Source organism: Shewanella sp. ISTPL2 (genome assembly GCF_013283205.1).
GTDB lineage: Bacteria > Pseudomonadota > Gammaproteobacteria > Enterobacterales > Shewanellaceae > Shewanella > Shewanella oncorhynchi.
Map to the genome: position 1 here is coordinate 4159726 of NZ_JAAPAV010000001.1, position 16413 is coordinate 4176138.

Annotated in this window: 13 protein-coding genes; 7 read left to right on the forward strand and 6 right to left on the reverse strand. The window is 44.8% G+C overall.

The genetic code is table 11. From position 1 onward, the window contains the following. Positions 1–4 precede the first annotated feature (4 nt). On the forward strand, positions 5–640 hold the full coding sequence (locus HUB64_RS18335) for a YqiJ family protein (protein WP_173243521.1): 636 nt from the start codon (positions 5–7) through the stop codon (positions 638–640). Positions 641–676: 36 nt separating this feature from the next. Next, on the forward strand, positions 677–2455 hold the full coding sequence (locus HUB64_RS18340; protein WP_173243524.1) for a flotillin family protein: 1779 nt from the start codon (positions 677–679) through the stop codon (positions 2453–2455). A 158-nt stretch (positions 2456–2613) separates the two neighbouring features. On the opposite strand, the gene HUB64_RS18345 is transcribed toward HUB64_RS18340, so the two are convergent. After that, entirely contained in the window at positions 2614–4983 is a 2370-nt protein-coding gene (locus tag HUB64_RS18345) for an OmcA/MtrC family decaheme c-type cytochrome (protein ID WP_173243528.1), read from the reverse strand. A gap of 355 nt (positions 4984–5338) precedes the next feature. Between HUB64_RS18345 and HUB64_RS18350 the strand changes: the two genes are divergently transcribed. The 3 genes from HUB64_RS18350 to HUB64_RS18360 are packed head-to-tail and all read left to right on the forward strand — an operon-like array spanning position 5339 to position 8663. After that, positions 5339–5983 (forward strand): 4Fe-4S dicluster domain-containing protein, encoded by a 645-nt coding sequence (locus HUB64_RS18350; protein WP_105251824.1) that lies wholly within the window; start codon positions 5339–5341, stop codon positions 5981–5983. A 16-nt stretch (positions 5984–5999) separates the two neighbouring features. Further along, positions 6000–8123: an aldehyde ferredoxin oxidoreductase gene (locus tag HUB64_RS18355; protein ID WP_105251825.1), complete on the forward strand. Its 2124-nt coding sequence runs from the start codon at positions 6000–6002 to the stop codon at positions 8121–8123. An 18-nt stretch (positions 8124–8141) separates the two neighbouring features. Continuing rightward, positions 8142–8663, forward strand: a complete 522-nt coding sequence (locus tag HUB64_RS18360) for a hypothetical protein (RefSeq protein WP_173243531.1) — start codon at positions 8142–8144, stop codon at positions 8661–8663. Positions 8664–8743: 80 nt separating this feature from the next. Here the strand turns inward: HUB64_RS18360 and HUB64_RS18365 are convergent, their stop codons facing one another. The 3 genes from HUB64_RS18365 to HUB64_RS18375 form a co-directional block, all read right to left on the reverse strand. After that, a complete protein-coding gene (locus tag HUB64_RS18365) occupies positions 8744–9496 on the reverse strand; it encodes an ABC transporter substrate-binding protein (RefSeq protein WP_173243534.1) in 753 nt (250 codons plus the stop codon). 145 nt (positions 9497–9641) lie between these two features. Next, positions 9642–10277 (reverse strand): DUF2913 family protein, encoded by a 636-nt coding sequence (locus HUB64_RS18370; protein WP_168822978.1) that lies wholly within the window; start codon positions 10275–10277, stop codon positions 9642–9644. Between the two features lie 99 nt (positions 10278–10376). Further along, positions 10377–11030 carry a peroxiredoxin-like family protein gene (locus HUB64_RS18375; RefSeq protein ID WP_254451436.1) on the reverse strand — a complete coding sequence of 218 codons (654 nt, stop codon included), beginning with the start codon at positions 11028–11030 and terminating at the stop codon, positions 10377–10379. A gap of 307 nt (positions 11031–11337) precedes the next feature. Here HUB64_RS18375 and HUB64_RS18380 point away from each other — a divergent pair, with 307 nt between their 5' ends. Then, positions 11338–11676, forward strand: a complete 339-nt coding sequence (locus tag HUB64_RS18380; protein WP_309247074.1) for an ankyrin repeat domain-containing protein — start codon at positions 11338–11340, stop codon at positions 11674–11676. A gap of 39 nt (positions 11677–11715) precedes the next feature. Beyond that, positions 11716–12606, forward strand: a complete 891-nt coding sequence (locus HUB64_RS18385; protein ID WP_173497555.1) for a hypothetical protein — start codon at positions 11716–11718, stop codon at positions 12604–12606. A 117-nt stretch (positions 12607–12723) separates the two neighbouring features. Here the strand turns inward: HUB64_RS18385 and HUB64_RS18390 are convergent, their stop codons facing one another. Together HUB64_RS18390 and HUB64_RS18395 are read right to left on the reverse strand one after the other, a co-directional pair. Then, on the reverse strand, positions 12724–14025 hold the full coding sequence (locus HUB64_RS18390) for a DEAD/DEAH box helicase (protein WP_173243539.1): 1302 nt from the start codon (positions 14023–14025) through the stop codon (positions 12724–12726). 361 nt (positions 14026–14386) lie between these two features. Next, on the reverse strand, positions 14387–15955 hold the full coding sequence (locus HUB64_RS18395) for a methyl-accepting chemotaxis protein (RefSeq protein WP_173497556.1): 1569 nt from the start codon (positions 15953–15955) through the stop codon (positions 14387–14389). Between the last annotated feature and the right edge of the window lie 458 nt (positions 15956–16413).

The window sequence follows — 16413 nt, forward strand, 5'->3', positions numbered from 1 at the left end:
GACTATGTGGGCGTTTTTAGTTGAACAGCCTAATTTACCTTACACCATAGCTTTTGCCTGCGTACTGGCCCTTGGTGTGTTTGAAGTCTTCGCATTATTCATAGGTTTAAGCATGTTAAGTGCGTTAGACCAATGGGTACCTGCTGATGTGGAATATGATGCTGATGTGGGTGCGGGTGGACTCACGGGCATTGCCGGTTGGCTGTGTCTAAATAGACTCCCATTACTTATTTGGTTTGTGCTTGCGCTGACCAGTTTTGCGATTGCGGGTTATATCGTCAATTTTATCAGTGTTAGTGTTGCCGATTTTTTACTGCCGCAACTGTTCACTTTACCCATTGCTATTGTCGCCAGTGCATTTTCTTGCCGTTATTTTGGTCGAGTGCTTGCAGATCATTTGCCTAAAAATGAATCGAGTGCGATCTCGCTAGATGATCTTAGCGGCTATGTCGGCACTATCACCTTAGGTTGCGCAATTAAAGGCATGCCCTCTGAAGCTGTCGTTCGCGATAAACATCAACAAAAACATTACGTTTTAGTCGAGCCCGAAACTTCGGATATCGAGTTTGCCTCAGGCACTCAAGTCGTGCTGCTTAAGCGAGAAGGCCGCGTCTGGTCTGCTACGCGTTTTGATAATTAATCTTCCCAAGCCATAAATCAATTGAAAGGAAATCAAATGGATGTGTTAACAAACATAGGTTCATCCGGTAGTTTTATTTTGCTCGTTGCGGGTATGGTGCTACTCGGCCTCATTGTGATCGGGTTAATTTTCGCCAAGTTATATAAACGTGCAACCAAAGAAATGGCCTTTGTGCGTACCGGCTTTGGTGGTGAGAAAATCATTAAAGATGGCGGCGCTATTGTGTTGCCTGTATTACATGAAACCATCTCGGTAAACATGAACACTTTGCGTATCGAAGTGGAGAAAACCCAGAAAGATGCGCTGATCACTAAGGACAGAATGCGTGTCGATGTGAAGGCCGATTTCTACTTGCGTGTAGCCCCACATTCCGATGGTATTTCAATGGCAGCACAAACCTTAGGCACGCGTACAAACCGCGTTGAAGAGCTTAAAAAGCTGATGGAGTCTAAGTTTGTTGACGTGCTGCGTGCCGTGGCCGCCGAAATGACCATGACAGAAATGCATGAGCAGCGTGCCGATTTTGTGCAACGGGTGCAAAATAACGTCGCCAACGATCTGGAGAAAAACGGTCTCGAACTCGAATCGGTTTCATTAACGGGTTTCGATCAAACTGATTTGCAGTTTTTTAATGAAAACAACGCATTTGACGCCGAAGGTCGTGCGCGTCTGGCGAAGATTATCGAAGAGAAGCGCAAGGAAACCAACGATATTCAGCAGGAAAACCGCATTAAGATCGAGCAGCGTAACCTCGAAGCTGAAAAGGAATCCCTAGAGATTGAAAAGTCGGAAGAAGAAGCGCGCCTGATCCAGCAACAGTCGTTAGAATTTAAACGCGCCGATCAAAAAGCGGAGATTATTAAGCAGAAAGAAAACAAGGCTCGTGAAGAACGCGAAGCCGAGATTGCCAAAGAGCGCGCCATTGAAACCGCTGAAATCGAAAAGACCAAAGATATCGAAACCCGTGAGATTGAAAAGTATAAGTCGATTGAGCAATCGCGCATTCAACAGCAAAGGGATATCGAAGTTTCTGAGCAGGAAAAACGCATTGCGGTAGCGGCCAAATCTGAAGAAGAATCAGCAGCTCGTGCCCGTGCAGCTGAAGCCGAAAAACTGAAAGTTGAAAAAGAAGAAGCGGTAATCACAGCGCGCCAAGTGGCAGAAGCTAATCGTCGCAAAGAGATTGAAGTGATTGATGCCCGTAAGGAAGCTGAGCGTGATGCAGTCGGCGTAACAGTGCAGGCCGAAGCTGAGAAACGTGCCGCTGAAGACAGATCGAGTGCGATTCTGATTGAAGCGCGCGCCAGTGCCGATGCGAAAAAACTGCAGGCCGAAGCGGATGAAAAAGTGTATGCCGTTGAAGCAGCAGGTAAACAAGCGCTTTACGAAGCTGAAAACGTCTTGAGTGATGAGCAGATTGCCCTGCAAAAATCCCTCGCCATTTTGAAGGCCTTGCCTGAAATTGTGGCCCAAGCCGTTAAGCCGTTAGAAAACATCGAAGGTATTAAGATTCTTCAAGGTTATGGTGCAGGTCATCAATTTGCTGCGGGTGGCGAAGGTGCTCACCATCAAGGTGGCATCGCAGAGCAAGTGACCAGTGCAGCGTTAAACTATCGCGCCAATGCGCCTGTTATCGATGCCATGCTCAGGGAGTTAGGGTTAGTGAATGGCGACTCTGGAACTTTGAATGATTTATTGAACGGCAATAACACCTTAACCGCCGAAGCCTTAAGTGGTGTGACCTTGTCGAACTCTAGACCTAAGGACTATAGCCAAACGCAGGTAGTAGAGAGCCAAAGTGTGCTCAAGCCTTAATCTCAACGACATTAAACTAAGTCAAATCAAGTAAAGCGCTCGCCGTTGCTCTTTTGAGCCTTGTGCGGACAAAAGATTGATAAATAGGACGAATGAAATAAAACCGCTCACCATTATGGTGAGCGGTTTTTTTTTGGCATTAAATCAAATCTAACGGCTTATTTGTGTACCTTGTCGACCCCCGATGAGCGACCTTCGGCATGACAGGTTGCGCATGACTCCTGTCCTGATTGGTAAATTCGACCACCGCTGGCATCGCTTTGGTAAACCCCGCCAAAGCTACGTGCATGGACGACTAAACTATCGATAAGCGTGTGACATGCCGTGCAGGTTGCTAAGGTTGGTGAGTACTCGGCAATTTGCCCTATGTTGGCTGCATCGGGTGTCGCAACTAACAGGGATTGTTGTGCACTTAGCCCCTCGAGACTGAGCTGTCCTGCGCTATGGCAAACACTACAGTTATTTTTTGCATTAGGGTAAGTGAGTTCGGGACGTGGGTTATCAAAACCCACTACAGTGCGGGTTCCCGCATGCAGTGAATGCACCATTTCCCTGTAGCTCAAAGTATTGTTGATGGTGCGATAGGGCTTGATTTGGCTGGCCCCAGGAGTATGCATCACATTGGCATTGAGATACATAATCGCATCATTACTGTGGCAACTTTGACATTGCCCATCGGTCAGTGCGGTTGCTGTTTGCGGTGCATGACAGGTGCCACAGCTGCTATTGGGTTCAAAAATTCCTTTCATTTGATGCGCTGACAGAACTCTATCTTCTAATCCTTGATCATGACATTGGCGACAGGCCTGTTCATCGACCTTAGCTTTTGCCGTAACAGCTTGACCTTGCAGGCTTAGCGAATTAATGGCACTGAGACTCACCTCTTGATTTGCGATATTACAGTTAACGGCAAAGCCGGTATTTTTATCGGCACAGAGCACCAGTTTACTGTAGAGTTTTGACTGACTCAGATCGCCAAAATCGGCAGCCGACAGGTTAGATATAGTGACTGTTAGCTGATTGGGCGCGGTAATTTTTAAGGCGACGTCGCTCCTGTTTGCTAATAAATCCCACACTTTACGCTGGCCGTTATTGATTGGCATGTTCGCGCTATTTGTTTCACCTGTGGCAATCAACCAGAAGGATTTTATCATAGGTTGACTGGCGGGCAGTTGCTCCATTTGCTGCACTTGCAATGTCACCGCAAGGGTCTTAGCTTCAACGCTTAGCTGCGAACTCAGTAACTTAACTTGGTAATCGCTCACCAGCTTAGTGGCTGTTTTCACAGCGGCATTGTGGAAAAGCCCGACACCTTCAGGATTAGTGCTATCAGGGTGGCAGCCGCTACAACCCAGTGCCCATGGGGTGGCAAAAATTTCCCTGTTGTGGAATAAACCCGCTACAGTACCATTCCAATCTGCGGGGATTTGCGCTTTGTGACAGTCAAGACACGCGGTTTTACTGGGGATATTACTATTGCCACTTTGCGCCGTTGCGCCGGGAATATGGCATTGCTGACATTGGGCCATATCACCGGGAAAGGTCACATTGGCGTAGTCATATAGCTGTCCCTTGTAACCTACAATTTGATATTTGGCTTGGTGGATCTGGTGTGTCAATGTCGCCATATCAAGGCTATTACCCGTTTCAGGATCGCCAGAGTAAGTCGTGTGACAGACAACGCAGCCCTCAAAGGCAAAACGTTTATTGCCGTGCATCAAAAGGCGAGTGTCGGTATTGGCTAAGTCTGGGTTATGGCATCGAAAACAGGCTTGTTCTGGCGCGATCACTTTACGGCCCATATCCGCCGCGACTGTCTGTCCTGTGGCGGGCACAAAATCGTACACGCTGTTGATCAACTGAGTGTCGATTGGGCTATTTGCGAACGGTTTTAACTCTAGGTAAATTCTGTGGGTGAGCTCAGGCGAGTACTGGGTATCTATCCCCGTAAATTGTGAGTAACCCGTGAGTGGTTTACTCAAAGTGTAACGGTATTGGCCCGCGCCTAAGGAGGTTAGACACGCCGTTTTACAGTTGCTTTCAATGCCTGCTTGCCACTGAGTCTGTGCATTCGCTTGGGCATTTGTTGCAGGTTCTACTTGATTATTGATGTAACTGGTCCATTGCAACGCAGCATCTGTCGCGCTTGCTGCAGAGTTAGTGACTTCTGTGCCAGTTGTTGCCATAGCATTCGCCGCGGCTTGGGTGATTTGATAGTGCTCCTGCGGCGGTGCTAATTTGGCAATACCGACACCTAAGGTATCTAGCTCCTTCAGGTTTTCTAGCCCTGTGACCGCAATACCATTGGCATTGCTGAGGAAGAAATCGACCTGCACATGAGTTTGTGCATCGATAACCACATTTTCTATTGTCGCTTTGAGTGTATCCGCTTGTTCAATGCTGATACTCACAATCCCTGGTGGACCTTCTTTCCCATCGTCACCATCGGAACAGGCTGTCATCAGACAGACTGCGACTGCCATTGGCGTAAAGATTTTCCATTGAGAACGGGTATTCGTTTTCATCATTTTCCATTCCTTTTTAATTAGATTCTGTCGGGACTCTAATCGGAATGTATGCGGTATAGATATTAACTTAGTTATGAGTTGAGTTGCACTTAATTAACCAAATTTAAAAGTTATTTGTTAATTATATCAAGGTAATTTGAAGTGAGGCATTATTTAAATTTTCTAGATGTTGAATTGTTAATTCTTGAAAACGTTACTCTGATGCATGTCGTGTAACTTGATCTAATAATGCCCCAATATGGGTAATTGTGACGCAGGTTAAAAATCAAAGACATAATTACTTTAGCATAAATTGTCGGGAATCAAAGTGTATGCATATTTTAATTATATTGCTTTGACTAATAAAGGATCAAATATGATTACCAGAAGAGGAATGCTTAAAGGCGGTATGGGCGTTGCTGTCGGTACAGTTTATAGCGGAACATTAATAAGTTTTCTGACCGGTTGTGGCAGTGACAGTAATAGCCAAGAGATAGTAGAAGTCATGCCTGGTGGACTCATGGTGGTGAACCCTACGGTTTGTGTTAGCTGCAGACGCTGTGAAATTGCCTGTGGTTGGAACCATGAAGGGGATAGCAGTCCGACACTTGCCCGCGTCAAAGTAGAAAGAAATATGAACTATGGCCCACATGGTGTGCAATTTGACTATGAAATACAACGAGGAGAATGCGGCGATAAAACCGTTGTTCCTTCCACTTGTCGCCACTGCGAAGTCTGCACTGAAGTTTGTCCACAGCAAGCTATTTCAACGAACGAACAAACTGGCGCCAAAGTGATTGATGAAGAACGTTGTGTCGGATGTGGTTATTGTGCAGATAAGTGTCCTCAGCAAGTCATTAAAGTTGTTCGCAGTAAAATGAAAGCCGTCAAATGTGATTTATGTAACGGTAAACCTGCCTGCGCGCAAGTTTGTCCTACAGGTGCAATTAAATTTTATAACTGGGAAGAGGCTGAAGCTGCATTAGAACAATACGAAAAATATACCGGCTTAGTTTCTTAAATTCAGGAGAAATAATATGAGTGATAAAATAGGTGGTTGGGCGGGTAAAGTCCTCAGAGTTAATTTAACAACTAATCATATATGGTATGAGCCAATCAATAAATATTATGACTATATCGGTGGTATGGGGATTGGTTATAAAATATTGTGGGATGATCATAAGGATAATATTACAGCAATCGACCCAGATAATATTATTGTCTTTTCTGCCGGACCATTAACGGGTTCAGGCGTTATTTGTACTGGACGAACAACCATTACTTCCCGTAGTCCCGTAATTGAAAAACATCTGATTGCCGATGGTCACTTTGGTGGGCATTTTTCACCCGCAATGAAATTTGCGGGCTTCGATGCGATTGCGATAGAAGGCAAAGCGAGCAGTCCTGTGTGGCTTAAAATTGTGGATGATAAGGTCACGATTGAACCTGCCGATGCCCTATGGGGTAAAGGTATATTTGATACCCACGCTATGATCGCGCAAATGATGGGACCCAATGCACAAGTGGCGGCCATTGGCCAAGCGGGTGAAAACCAAGTGCCTCTTTCTGTCATTATGACTCAGGGCGGGCACTCAGCAGGTGGTCATGGCTCGGTAATGGGGTCAAAAAATTGTAAAGGGATCGGCATTATCGGCACTGGCGCCGTTAAAATCGCCGCCAATAATGAAAAGATGCGTGCCTTAGATGACCATATTTTAGGTATTATCGGTGCCAACAATAATGGTGTCGTTCCTTCAACGCCGCAATCTTGGGCTGAGTACTCAGCCCCCATCAGCCGCTGGAAATCTCGGCCCGGTTTGAAGTGGGGCGCTGCCGATCAAGAAATCGATTTAGGCGAAGTGCCATGGAATGAACGCAATCGTATTGGGTTTCGAACTTCGATGGCAGAAAGCTACATTGGTGTGGAATATGCCAATAAGTGGATGAAGCGTACGGGAGGCTGTCATTCATGCCCAATACGTTGCTTCTGCGAGCTAAAAGTCCCTGAATTGAAAAGCAAATACGGTCGTAAAACCGAACATATATCTAACGTCTGTATGGGATTCCTCGTACCACAGTATTTAATGGGCACCAAAAATGGTACAGAAGCACATGCGATGGCGGGCGCTTTAGGGGCTCATATTCTCGATGACTATGGTATTTGGTGTAACTATGGCTCCATTTCTCATCTATTTAAATTCCTAAAAACAAAGGATATGTTTAAGCATTTATTACCTGAAGATGAATTTAACAGCATTCCTTGGGCGCTCTGGGATAACCAAGATCCCGCTTTCTTACTTGATTTTTATCGCCGAGTGGCGTTTAAAGAAGGTGAAATTTCCCATATGGCCGACGGCTTATATGATTTGATCAAGCGTTGGGGGTTAGATGGAACCAATCCCAAGTTAGGTAATTGGGATATTCACAAAGAAAGTGCAACTAAGGTATTCAACAAGAAAACCAATGCTGCCGTGCACCATGCCAGTGAAACCGCGGGTCAGGTGGGTACGTTAATCAACGTCGTCTTTAACCGTGATGCTCAGTGTCATTCCCACATCAACATAGTTAACAGTGGGTTGCCACATGATATGACAGTGGCGATTGCCGAGAAAAAATGGGGTGAAGGTGCATTCGATAAGGTGAATTGGTATACCCCAATCAATGCGGCTAAGATCCGTTTTGCAAAATGGTCGCTGGTGAAAAACGTATTACATGACTCTCTGACACTGTGTAATTGGATGTTCCCACTGCTGGCATCACCGGATAAAAATCGCAACTATGAAGGCGATAGCACCATTGAATCGCAGATGTTCAGTTTAGTGACTGGGATTGAAACCACAGAAACTGAATTGGACTTTAAGGCGGAAAGAGTGCTGCATTTACACCGTGCCTTAACCGTATTGCAAATGAATGAAAGCAATATGCGCGAAGAGCATGATGTGCTCAGTGACTGGGTTTATGATTTGAATCCAGATAAAAACTTCGGTCAAGAGGGCACCATCAAGATGGACCGCGCTGACATGCAAACGGCGCTGGACATGTTCTATGAAGCCTTTGGTTGGGATATTCAAACCGGTGCGCCAACTCGGGCCACGCTCGACAAGTTTAGCCTAGGTTTTGTTGCCGATAGATTGGCGGCTAGAGGCCTGTTACCCAGTTGAACACTATAGTTGGACACTATGATTGAACTTGTCGGTTATATCAGGGTATTTAGCCAACACGGACGCTTAGTCACGGCGGAGCAAATCGCCGCCGTGGCAGGGCTCGAGTGGGATAGTGAGCAAACGGTTAACAGTTATATTCGCCTAATCCTCAATGAGGCTTACAAGGATGTGCAGATGCGTTTGTCGGATAAGCGGTATTTCTTCTATTCCGACAGAAGCATAGTTGAACGTTACGCTGAGCAATGGTTAGCATTGGAGCGGGGTGAAGCGTTTGAGGCGATTATTACCCAGATCCGTCGCAATAGTTGCCGCCATACTGAGGTCTATCTGGAGAGTGTACTGACGTTTGCCCCCTATCTTTATGATGAGCCTACATTAGCCAATGTGCGTGAGCAATTACCGCAACAGCTTGGGGCTGAGGATATCCATTATGCAGTGGACAATCAGGGGAAAGGTTATTACTACTCGACTCTGGGATTGAGTCACAGTTATGCGGCCGTCCTCGCTAATTATGATCCTTGTGAATGGTCAAACTGAGATTCTGCGACCTCATTGATATTGATTAAGCGCCTTCGGGCGCTTTTTTATCGCAAATATCTCATATAGCTAGCGTGAAATTAGCTTGCCAGCGTTTGAGTGTACTTTTTGATGATTTCGTCAATTTTACCATTGGCCTTCAGTGTCGCTATGGCTTGATTGATGGCAGGAAGCAAATCGGCATGTTCTTTTCGCAACCTAAACACTAAGTCACCATCAGAATGCACTGCCGCCAGTGCGACAGGGATCCGCAACTGAGTCGACCAATACAAGGCTGGGTAATTACCAGCAATAACGGCATTGACTCTGTGTTTATCTAAGGCTTTGATCAGCTCCTGCTCTGAGGTAAAGTCTGCGCGGATAAAATCTTTATCGTCGTGATATAAATAACCGCGCACTGTACCTATTTCTTGGCCTTTTATCTGGCTGATATCTTTATATTTACTGACATTCTCTGGTAATGTGACTACATATTCAGTGATTTGCATTATGGGGGCCGATTTGACAAACAGCGGCCCTAAATCCTGCTTTTCAAACCAACTGGGGCTGACGATATCAAAGTCGAGTTGACCGGTTTCTAGTGCATTATTGGTGCGCTTTGGCGGCAGGGCGAGGATTTCACCTTGGATTGCAGCCATAGATAAAATGATCGGAATAAGCTCAGTGATCATCCCCGGCGCCTCGGCTTGATCACCGATAAAATACGGATACCAAGAATAGGAGCCAGTGATATTGTATTTGAGCTGTTCCGCAAAGGCGTACTGTTGAGTCAAGTAAAGGGTGAACAAGGCAAATCGAACTAAGTGTTTATACTGCAAACATCGCTTAACCATATTGCTTTTATCCTTGTTATCTCTGCTTTAGCTAAGACCTATCCGATGGTCATTCTATCTAAACTGTGTGAATGAATTGTTTATTGGATCACAATCAGTCACATCCGCCATATTTAAGCTATTTTCTGCTTTTCGCTATTACACCTTAAGCCAATAGCTGACACAAAGCTGGCTGCTGATTATTAGGGAAAATTTGATAGGTTTTATGGTGCTTAATCAAACTGGTTTTCTTGTTGCCTTGGCTGAGCAATAACCCATGGGACAGGGCGATACGCGTTAGTGTCTGTTCATCGGCGCGGACATATAAGTTGATTGGCTTGATCAGCTGATTGTCTTTAATATGTTGATTAAATTCTTTGGCATCAATCACTAAGCTAGATTGACCATCACCATCGAGTTTCAGCTTGGCACTGATTTCAGTGTCAGTAAAGACTAACCAATCGGCTTGTTTTAAGGTCTCAATCATGGCATTTAATGCCGTGCCTAAAGCGGGCTCCGATGTCTCAACTGATTGATATTGATACACTATCCTTTCTAGTAAACGCTTGAGTTCGGCGCCCGCACCTTGGCTGCGAGCCAAACGTATCCAAGCCGTGAGATCGTCGGCTACCAATTTAGAAAAGCGTTTTTCCTTTAAGGACTCGACCATCCAATTACACAAAAAATGACTTTCCTGCGCAGAGGTGCGCTGGGCTTTCTTGGTCTGTGCTGAAGCGGTTAAATCGGCAAGACCCGCAAGGGCGAGTTCGAGCACAGCTTGGTTATAGGTTTGAGAATTCATTATGACTCCGCCGCGGGCTGAAGTGATGTTATCTATTTGAACTTGGACGATATTGATTGCGGCGGAGCTAGTTTAGCAAAGCGGTCGTTAAACCGATATTTATTCTTGCGATCCCACCAAACTCGCGGCGGTTAAAATCAGCTTTGGCGCGGGCCTCACTTTGTAGTTAGGGTTGATATATTGAAAATGAATTAATCCCTTGTCGTCGCTGATATAAATGGCGGGTACAGGTAAGACTAAACGTTTGGCACCTTCTGGGGTGATCCATAAAGGATTCTCGAGATTAAGGCGTGCGGTATAGGTTTCAGTCACCTTTTCGCTAGTGTAAAAAGCTAAACCAAAGGCTTGGGATGCCAGCATTTTTTCATCGGAAAGCAGCAGATATTTAAGTTCATTTTTTGCCGCCGAAGCCTTAAGTTGAGCTGGCGTATCGGGTGAAATTCCCACTAACTGAAAGCCCATTTTTAATAACTCAGGCTCAATGGCTTTTAGTTGCCCCATTTGATTGTTACAAAATGGGCACCAGCCACCACGGTAAAAGAAGAAAATGGTTGGTTTTTTCTGGGTTAATTCTGCTAAATCGACCGTTTTGTCATTGATATCTTGCAACTTTACCTTAGGGATTTGCTGACCATTAAGTAGCGGACTGATGGAAAATTCATCCTTAGCAATGGGTTGCGCCATAGCCGTTAGACTTGTTAGTAGTAAGATGGTTGTGAAGTAAAACCTGTGTAACATCGAAGCGGTTTGCATATAAAGTCCTTAATTTGGTTTTGTTTTCTTCGTTTTTTAAGTCGTTGTTGTTAATATTTCCCTCGTTTTAGACAAAGAGATATTGCGTAAATCTCTATTTGTTATGTCTAACTTGCTTAAGAGTGGTTCGAGTTAGCACTAAACGGGTATGAGCATTAAAAGAGCGGCAATTGCCGAACATTCTTACAAGCCAATGCAGATGATTGCACCAATGTGATACCAATTGGGTTGGTTGGTGAGGTATTTATAACGGTAACCATTTGGATTTTATCGCGATTACAGCGTAGTGTTGGAGTGGTTAAAACGAGTGAACGACAAGCTGATGGGGCAAGCCTTAATTGATGCCGTGGTAAAACACGATATCATTACCGTAAAACAGTTGGTCAAACAGGGTGTTGATGTCGAATATATCGACTCACAAAATATGACGGCTTTATTGCATTGCTGCCAACTGCAATTACTCGATATTCTCATGTTACTGGTTGAAGCTGGGGCCGATGTCCATCATGCCAATAACTTAGGTCACCTTCCTGTTGAGCTGGCCCATTGGCATGGCGAGTTTCATATAGGGAGTTATACCGCCACGAGTCAAAAAATGGTGAAGTATTTGGAGCGCTATGGTGGCGTTCAACGTGGTCATCGATAAATTGTATTGCACTTCAATATTCAATCACGGGAGCTGTAAATGGATAAGGGATTATTTAAAATATTAAAGAAAATCTATTTTAAAAAGTCTTATATCAAAGACGAAAATGGATATATGCAAAGAATAGATAATGGAGACCAGTTTGATTGCGAGTCTGGGACTACACACTATTCTAATGACGGTTTATCTAATGCAGAAATACTAACACTTGAACAGAGTGGTTATCCTGTTAATCAGATAATCAAATATAGTCATGATGAATGTATTAACTCTTATAAAACGTTGCTTGAGCATCCTCACTTATCGATTGAGAATTTGATTTCGGCATATATATGTGGCTTTTCAAGTTTTCCAAGAGGAAGACAACCCATATTAAGTTATTTGTTCGCTCAAGCGGTTCCCGAACATAAAATGGTCAGCGAAGGGGATGTTTGCCCCGTTTGCTCAATAAGAAGAAATGTTTGGATAGAAAAAGGACATAAAATATTCAGTTGCTATGCCGGGAGTGTATGGAATGAAAGGTGGTGTGGTAATCTTGTTGAATTAGAAGAGTTTACTGCCATTTCACCTTGTACTCCTACACCAGAGGATATCAGTATATTGATATCGTTAATCGATATGATCCGTCAAGCTCCTCAAGATGAAACACCCGGAAAATTAGAACAGCGCATCAAGAAAGCTAAAATTATTCCTAACTATGAGAAGTATAGTTTTCGCGGACAATTAATGGTATTGGCTGAATTGGGAATTATGCCAAATCCGTATGTAAAACCTTTATATGATGGATTCACCCATTTTACCGATATCTGTAGTGTGAAATACCCTGGAAGTACTCGATCGGATATTATGCTTCCTCTCGCGGGGTGGCGAGGCGAAAATAGTATAAATGAAACAAGGCTTCAAGCGTTATTGGGTAACATAATACGGTGAGATAAAGGTTACCAAGGTTATTATTGAGTGAGTATAAAAAAGCGTCCGGTTATGGACGCTTTAAAATCGCTGTTTTATCAATATTAACAAACACTGATAATATCAATCAACGGATAATTACTTAAGTTTTTTGGTCTTGCTCGGTGCTTGACCAACTTTCATTTTTACACGGCGGCCCTGCATGTTTTTCTCAGCAGCAACTTGAGCACCGACGTTGTCGGTTCTTTGTTGCTTTTTGGCAAAACTGCGGCGGGTTTGCAATTGCTTTAATAGCAATTCGCGGCTGCCAACTTCATAACCTGGCACAGTGACGCGGCGAATCTGTTGGCCAATCAATTTTTCGATATCAGCTAACGTGCGCTCTTCTTCGCGGCTCACAAATGAAATGGCTACGCCTGTTTTTCCTGCACGGCCTGTACGACCGATACGGTGTACATAATCTTCTGCGAGGAAAGGTAAGTCATAGTTGACTACGTATTCAAGGCTTGGAATATCCAGACCACGGGCGGCGACTTCGGTGGCAACTAGCACCCGTACATCACCCGCCACAAACTCACGCAGTGCTCGGCGACGACTGCCTTGGCCTTTTTCACCGTGGACCACTTCAGATGGGATACCATCTAAGTTTAATTCTTTGACTAGCGTATCGGCGGCTTCACGGGTCGCAGTAAATACCAACACTTGTTGCCAGTTTTTCTTGCCGATAAGCTCAGAAAGCAGTTCGCGTTTACGGCGTTGTTCAACCGGATAAACTACTTGGCTGACGGTGTCGGCTGTAGTGTTTTGTTTATCAACGCTGATCACTTGCGGTTTAACCATCATGTCGTTGGCGAGTTTTTTCACCGCACTTGAGAAAGTGGCCGAGAACAACAGGTTTTGACGCTTCTTATTTACCGCTTGAAGGATCTTTTGGATATCGGCGCTAAAGCCCATATCGAGCATTCGATCGGCTTCATCTAGCACTAAAAAGTCGACGTTCGACAGGCTTAAGTTACAGGCGGTAAGGTGCTCAAGTAAACGACCAGGGGTGGCAACAATCACATCGGCGCCGCGTTTCAGCTTTTGCGCTTGAGTCTCAATCTTTACGCCACCGTAAATGGTTAATACGCTGAAATTTAAATATTTACAGTAAGCCGTGACGTTGTCAGCCACTTGAGCTGCAAGCTCACGGGTCGGCGTAAGAATTAATACGCGGGCATTCGACTTTAGCGTTTCGCTTGGCTTTTCAACCATCTTTTGCAGGATCGGCAGCGCGAAAGCGGCGGTTTTACCCGTACCAGTTTGGGCACTGGCTAAGACATCTTGGCCGCGGCGGATAGCAGGTATCGCTTGCTGCTGAATAGGCGTCATTTGTTGATAACCGCAATCTGAGATAGCGCGCAAAATCTCGGGGGAAAAACTAAAAGATTCAAATCTCATTTTGGATTCCTATCATTCACTTATTCAAACATTCAAGCGCCACTAGCCTCTTTATCACTCGTCTAAAGGAGAGAGGTGTACCGGCTGGCTCATTCTTCCACACAGATTTTATAAGAAAAATGGCGGGCGCGGAGTATAGCAAAAATTTCGGTTAAAACCTGTACTTTTTAGTGTTTTGGCATTTTATCTGCATCATTTCATCAGGAGGGGATAAAAGGCTTGGCACTGGTTCAGGTGGGCAAGGTCTTATTGATCTATACAAGGGTTGAGTAAAATATGGACTCAACAATACGGATTAAAGCTCGCTATATTAGAGAATACCGCAACCTAGGCTGCGGTATTTTGGATCTTGTACTTATGTTTAACCGAAGGTGCGCCTCAGGCCAAGGGCTTTTTCGGCATTGTGTTTAAGAAGATGGGCTGCATCACCAATCAGATGGGTTGCGGCTAAGTTCTCGGCGCTGGCATGGGTGATGGAGTGAATATTACTGGCGATCTCATTGACCACTTGACGCTGTTGATCGGCAGCCACTGCATTTTGTTGGGCAAAGGTGTGGATGTCACTCACTTCTTGGTAAATGGTGTTTACATTGTCGGCGGACAGCTGAATATCGCTGGCACAACGCTCCGCATGTTGACGGCTTTGTTCCATTTCTTTGGCCCATGCGTTGAGCATAGTGAACATCTTATCGACACTCTTAGAAATACTGTTGGTCGATAGCTGGGTTCTGCTCGATAGGGCGCGTACTTCATCGGCGACCACGGCAAACCCACGGCCTTGTTCACCCGCACGGGCAGCTTCAATCGCGGCATTGAGGGCGAGGAGATTAGTTTGCTCGGCAATAGAGTCAATTTCGCCCATCGCATTAGCGACTTGCTCGGCTTCTTTATTTAATTGATGGGCATTGTTGGTTGCATCGGCAACAGACTTTGCCAGTTGCTCCATTTTTTGAGTGTTGGCCTTCATGTTGGCACTGCTTTTAAGGCAGAGATCATAGGCGGTATTGATGCTGGTAGAGGTGAGATGGGTATTCTGCGCCACTTCTGTGATGGTTGAACTCATTTCTTCCATCGCGCCAGATAGCTGTTCTAGCTGACTTTTCTCTTGATCTAGGCTGACATAGGTTTGCTCGGTCGCGACCACTAATTGATCGGCAATGGCATGTAATTGATTGGCTTGATCTTGGGTACGCCCAAGTACGCCATTCATTTTGGCCTGTAGCATGATGAGCTGGAAATCGAGGATAGAAGAGGTATCTGCACCCGAGTAAATGTAACGACTGATAGAGTCATATTTGGTTTGCATTTCAATCAGTTTAGCGGGAATACGAAAAGCCTCATCGTAGAAAATGGCGAGGTTTAAACTCATCAGAATCGCCCCTGCGATAATTACGCCCCAGCCCCAAAAGTAGCCAGCGATCAGTAAACCTGTGGAGGCTACAACCGCAGATACGATACGTTTTTGCATTAAACTTAAGGGTTTAGGAATGGATTTGTCTAATTTGAGTCTTTGGTAAATCTCATTAGCTTTCGTGACGTAGGCGGCTTGAGGCTGAATGCGCACCGATTGGTAACCGATAATAGTGCCGTTTTCAAACAAGGGCGAAACAAAGGCATCAACCCAATAGAAGCCACCATTTTTACAGCGGTTCTTGACTATGCCGCGCCAAGATTGGCCCGACTTAAGTTTTCCCCACATTTCTTTAAAGGCGGCGCTCGGCATATCCGGATGGCGCACCATATTGTGTGCACTGCCAATCAATTCTTGATCGCTATAGCCTGAGACTTCGGCAAAACGGGCGTTAACGTAAGTGATGATACCGCGAGTATCAGTGGTGGAAATGAGTTCATCTTGTGGTGTTAAGCGGATTTCTTGATCTGATCTCTGTGTATTAACTATTTTATTCGCTGAGGCGTTACTCTGGCTCATTTAGTGTGTCCATTCAGGGCCGATGTGGTTCATTAGGGTTCAGGACGCGGTGTTAGGCGCGAATTTTATTGTGCTGACTCTCATCGGAGTAAGCTTGTTATGTGATAAGAGTATCATTTTTGTGTGGGTATAGGAGAGCGGTTTCTCATGGCTGACAGGTGAAAATCAATCGTTCGTCGTATTTATAAGCTATTGCAATATATAAAGTTTTTAAGTTGTGAGAATATGATGTTAAACGAGCGTTTATCCTGTTAAATCGTTAATTCTAGTATTTTGTATAGGGTTATTCTTTTATGTCTTGAGTGGGTATTTGTCATTCATCTTAAATATAAATTATGTTCGATGATATTGGGCTAATGTCGTTGATTCGGCTTGATATCACAGTATTCATGGAGCGCTTTATTGGCCTTAGTCTATTCTTTAATGGGCAACAAAAGATGGCTTATTTTTCCTTGCTT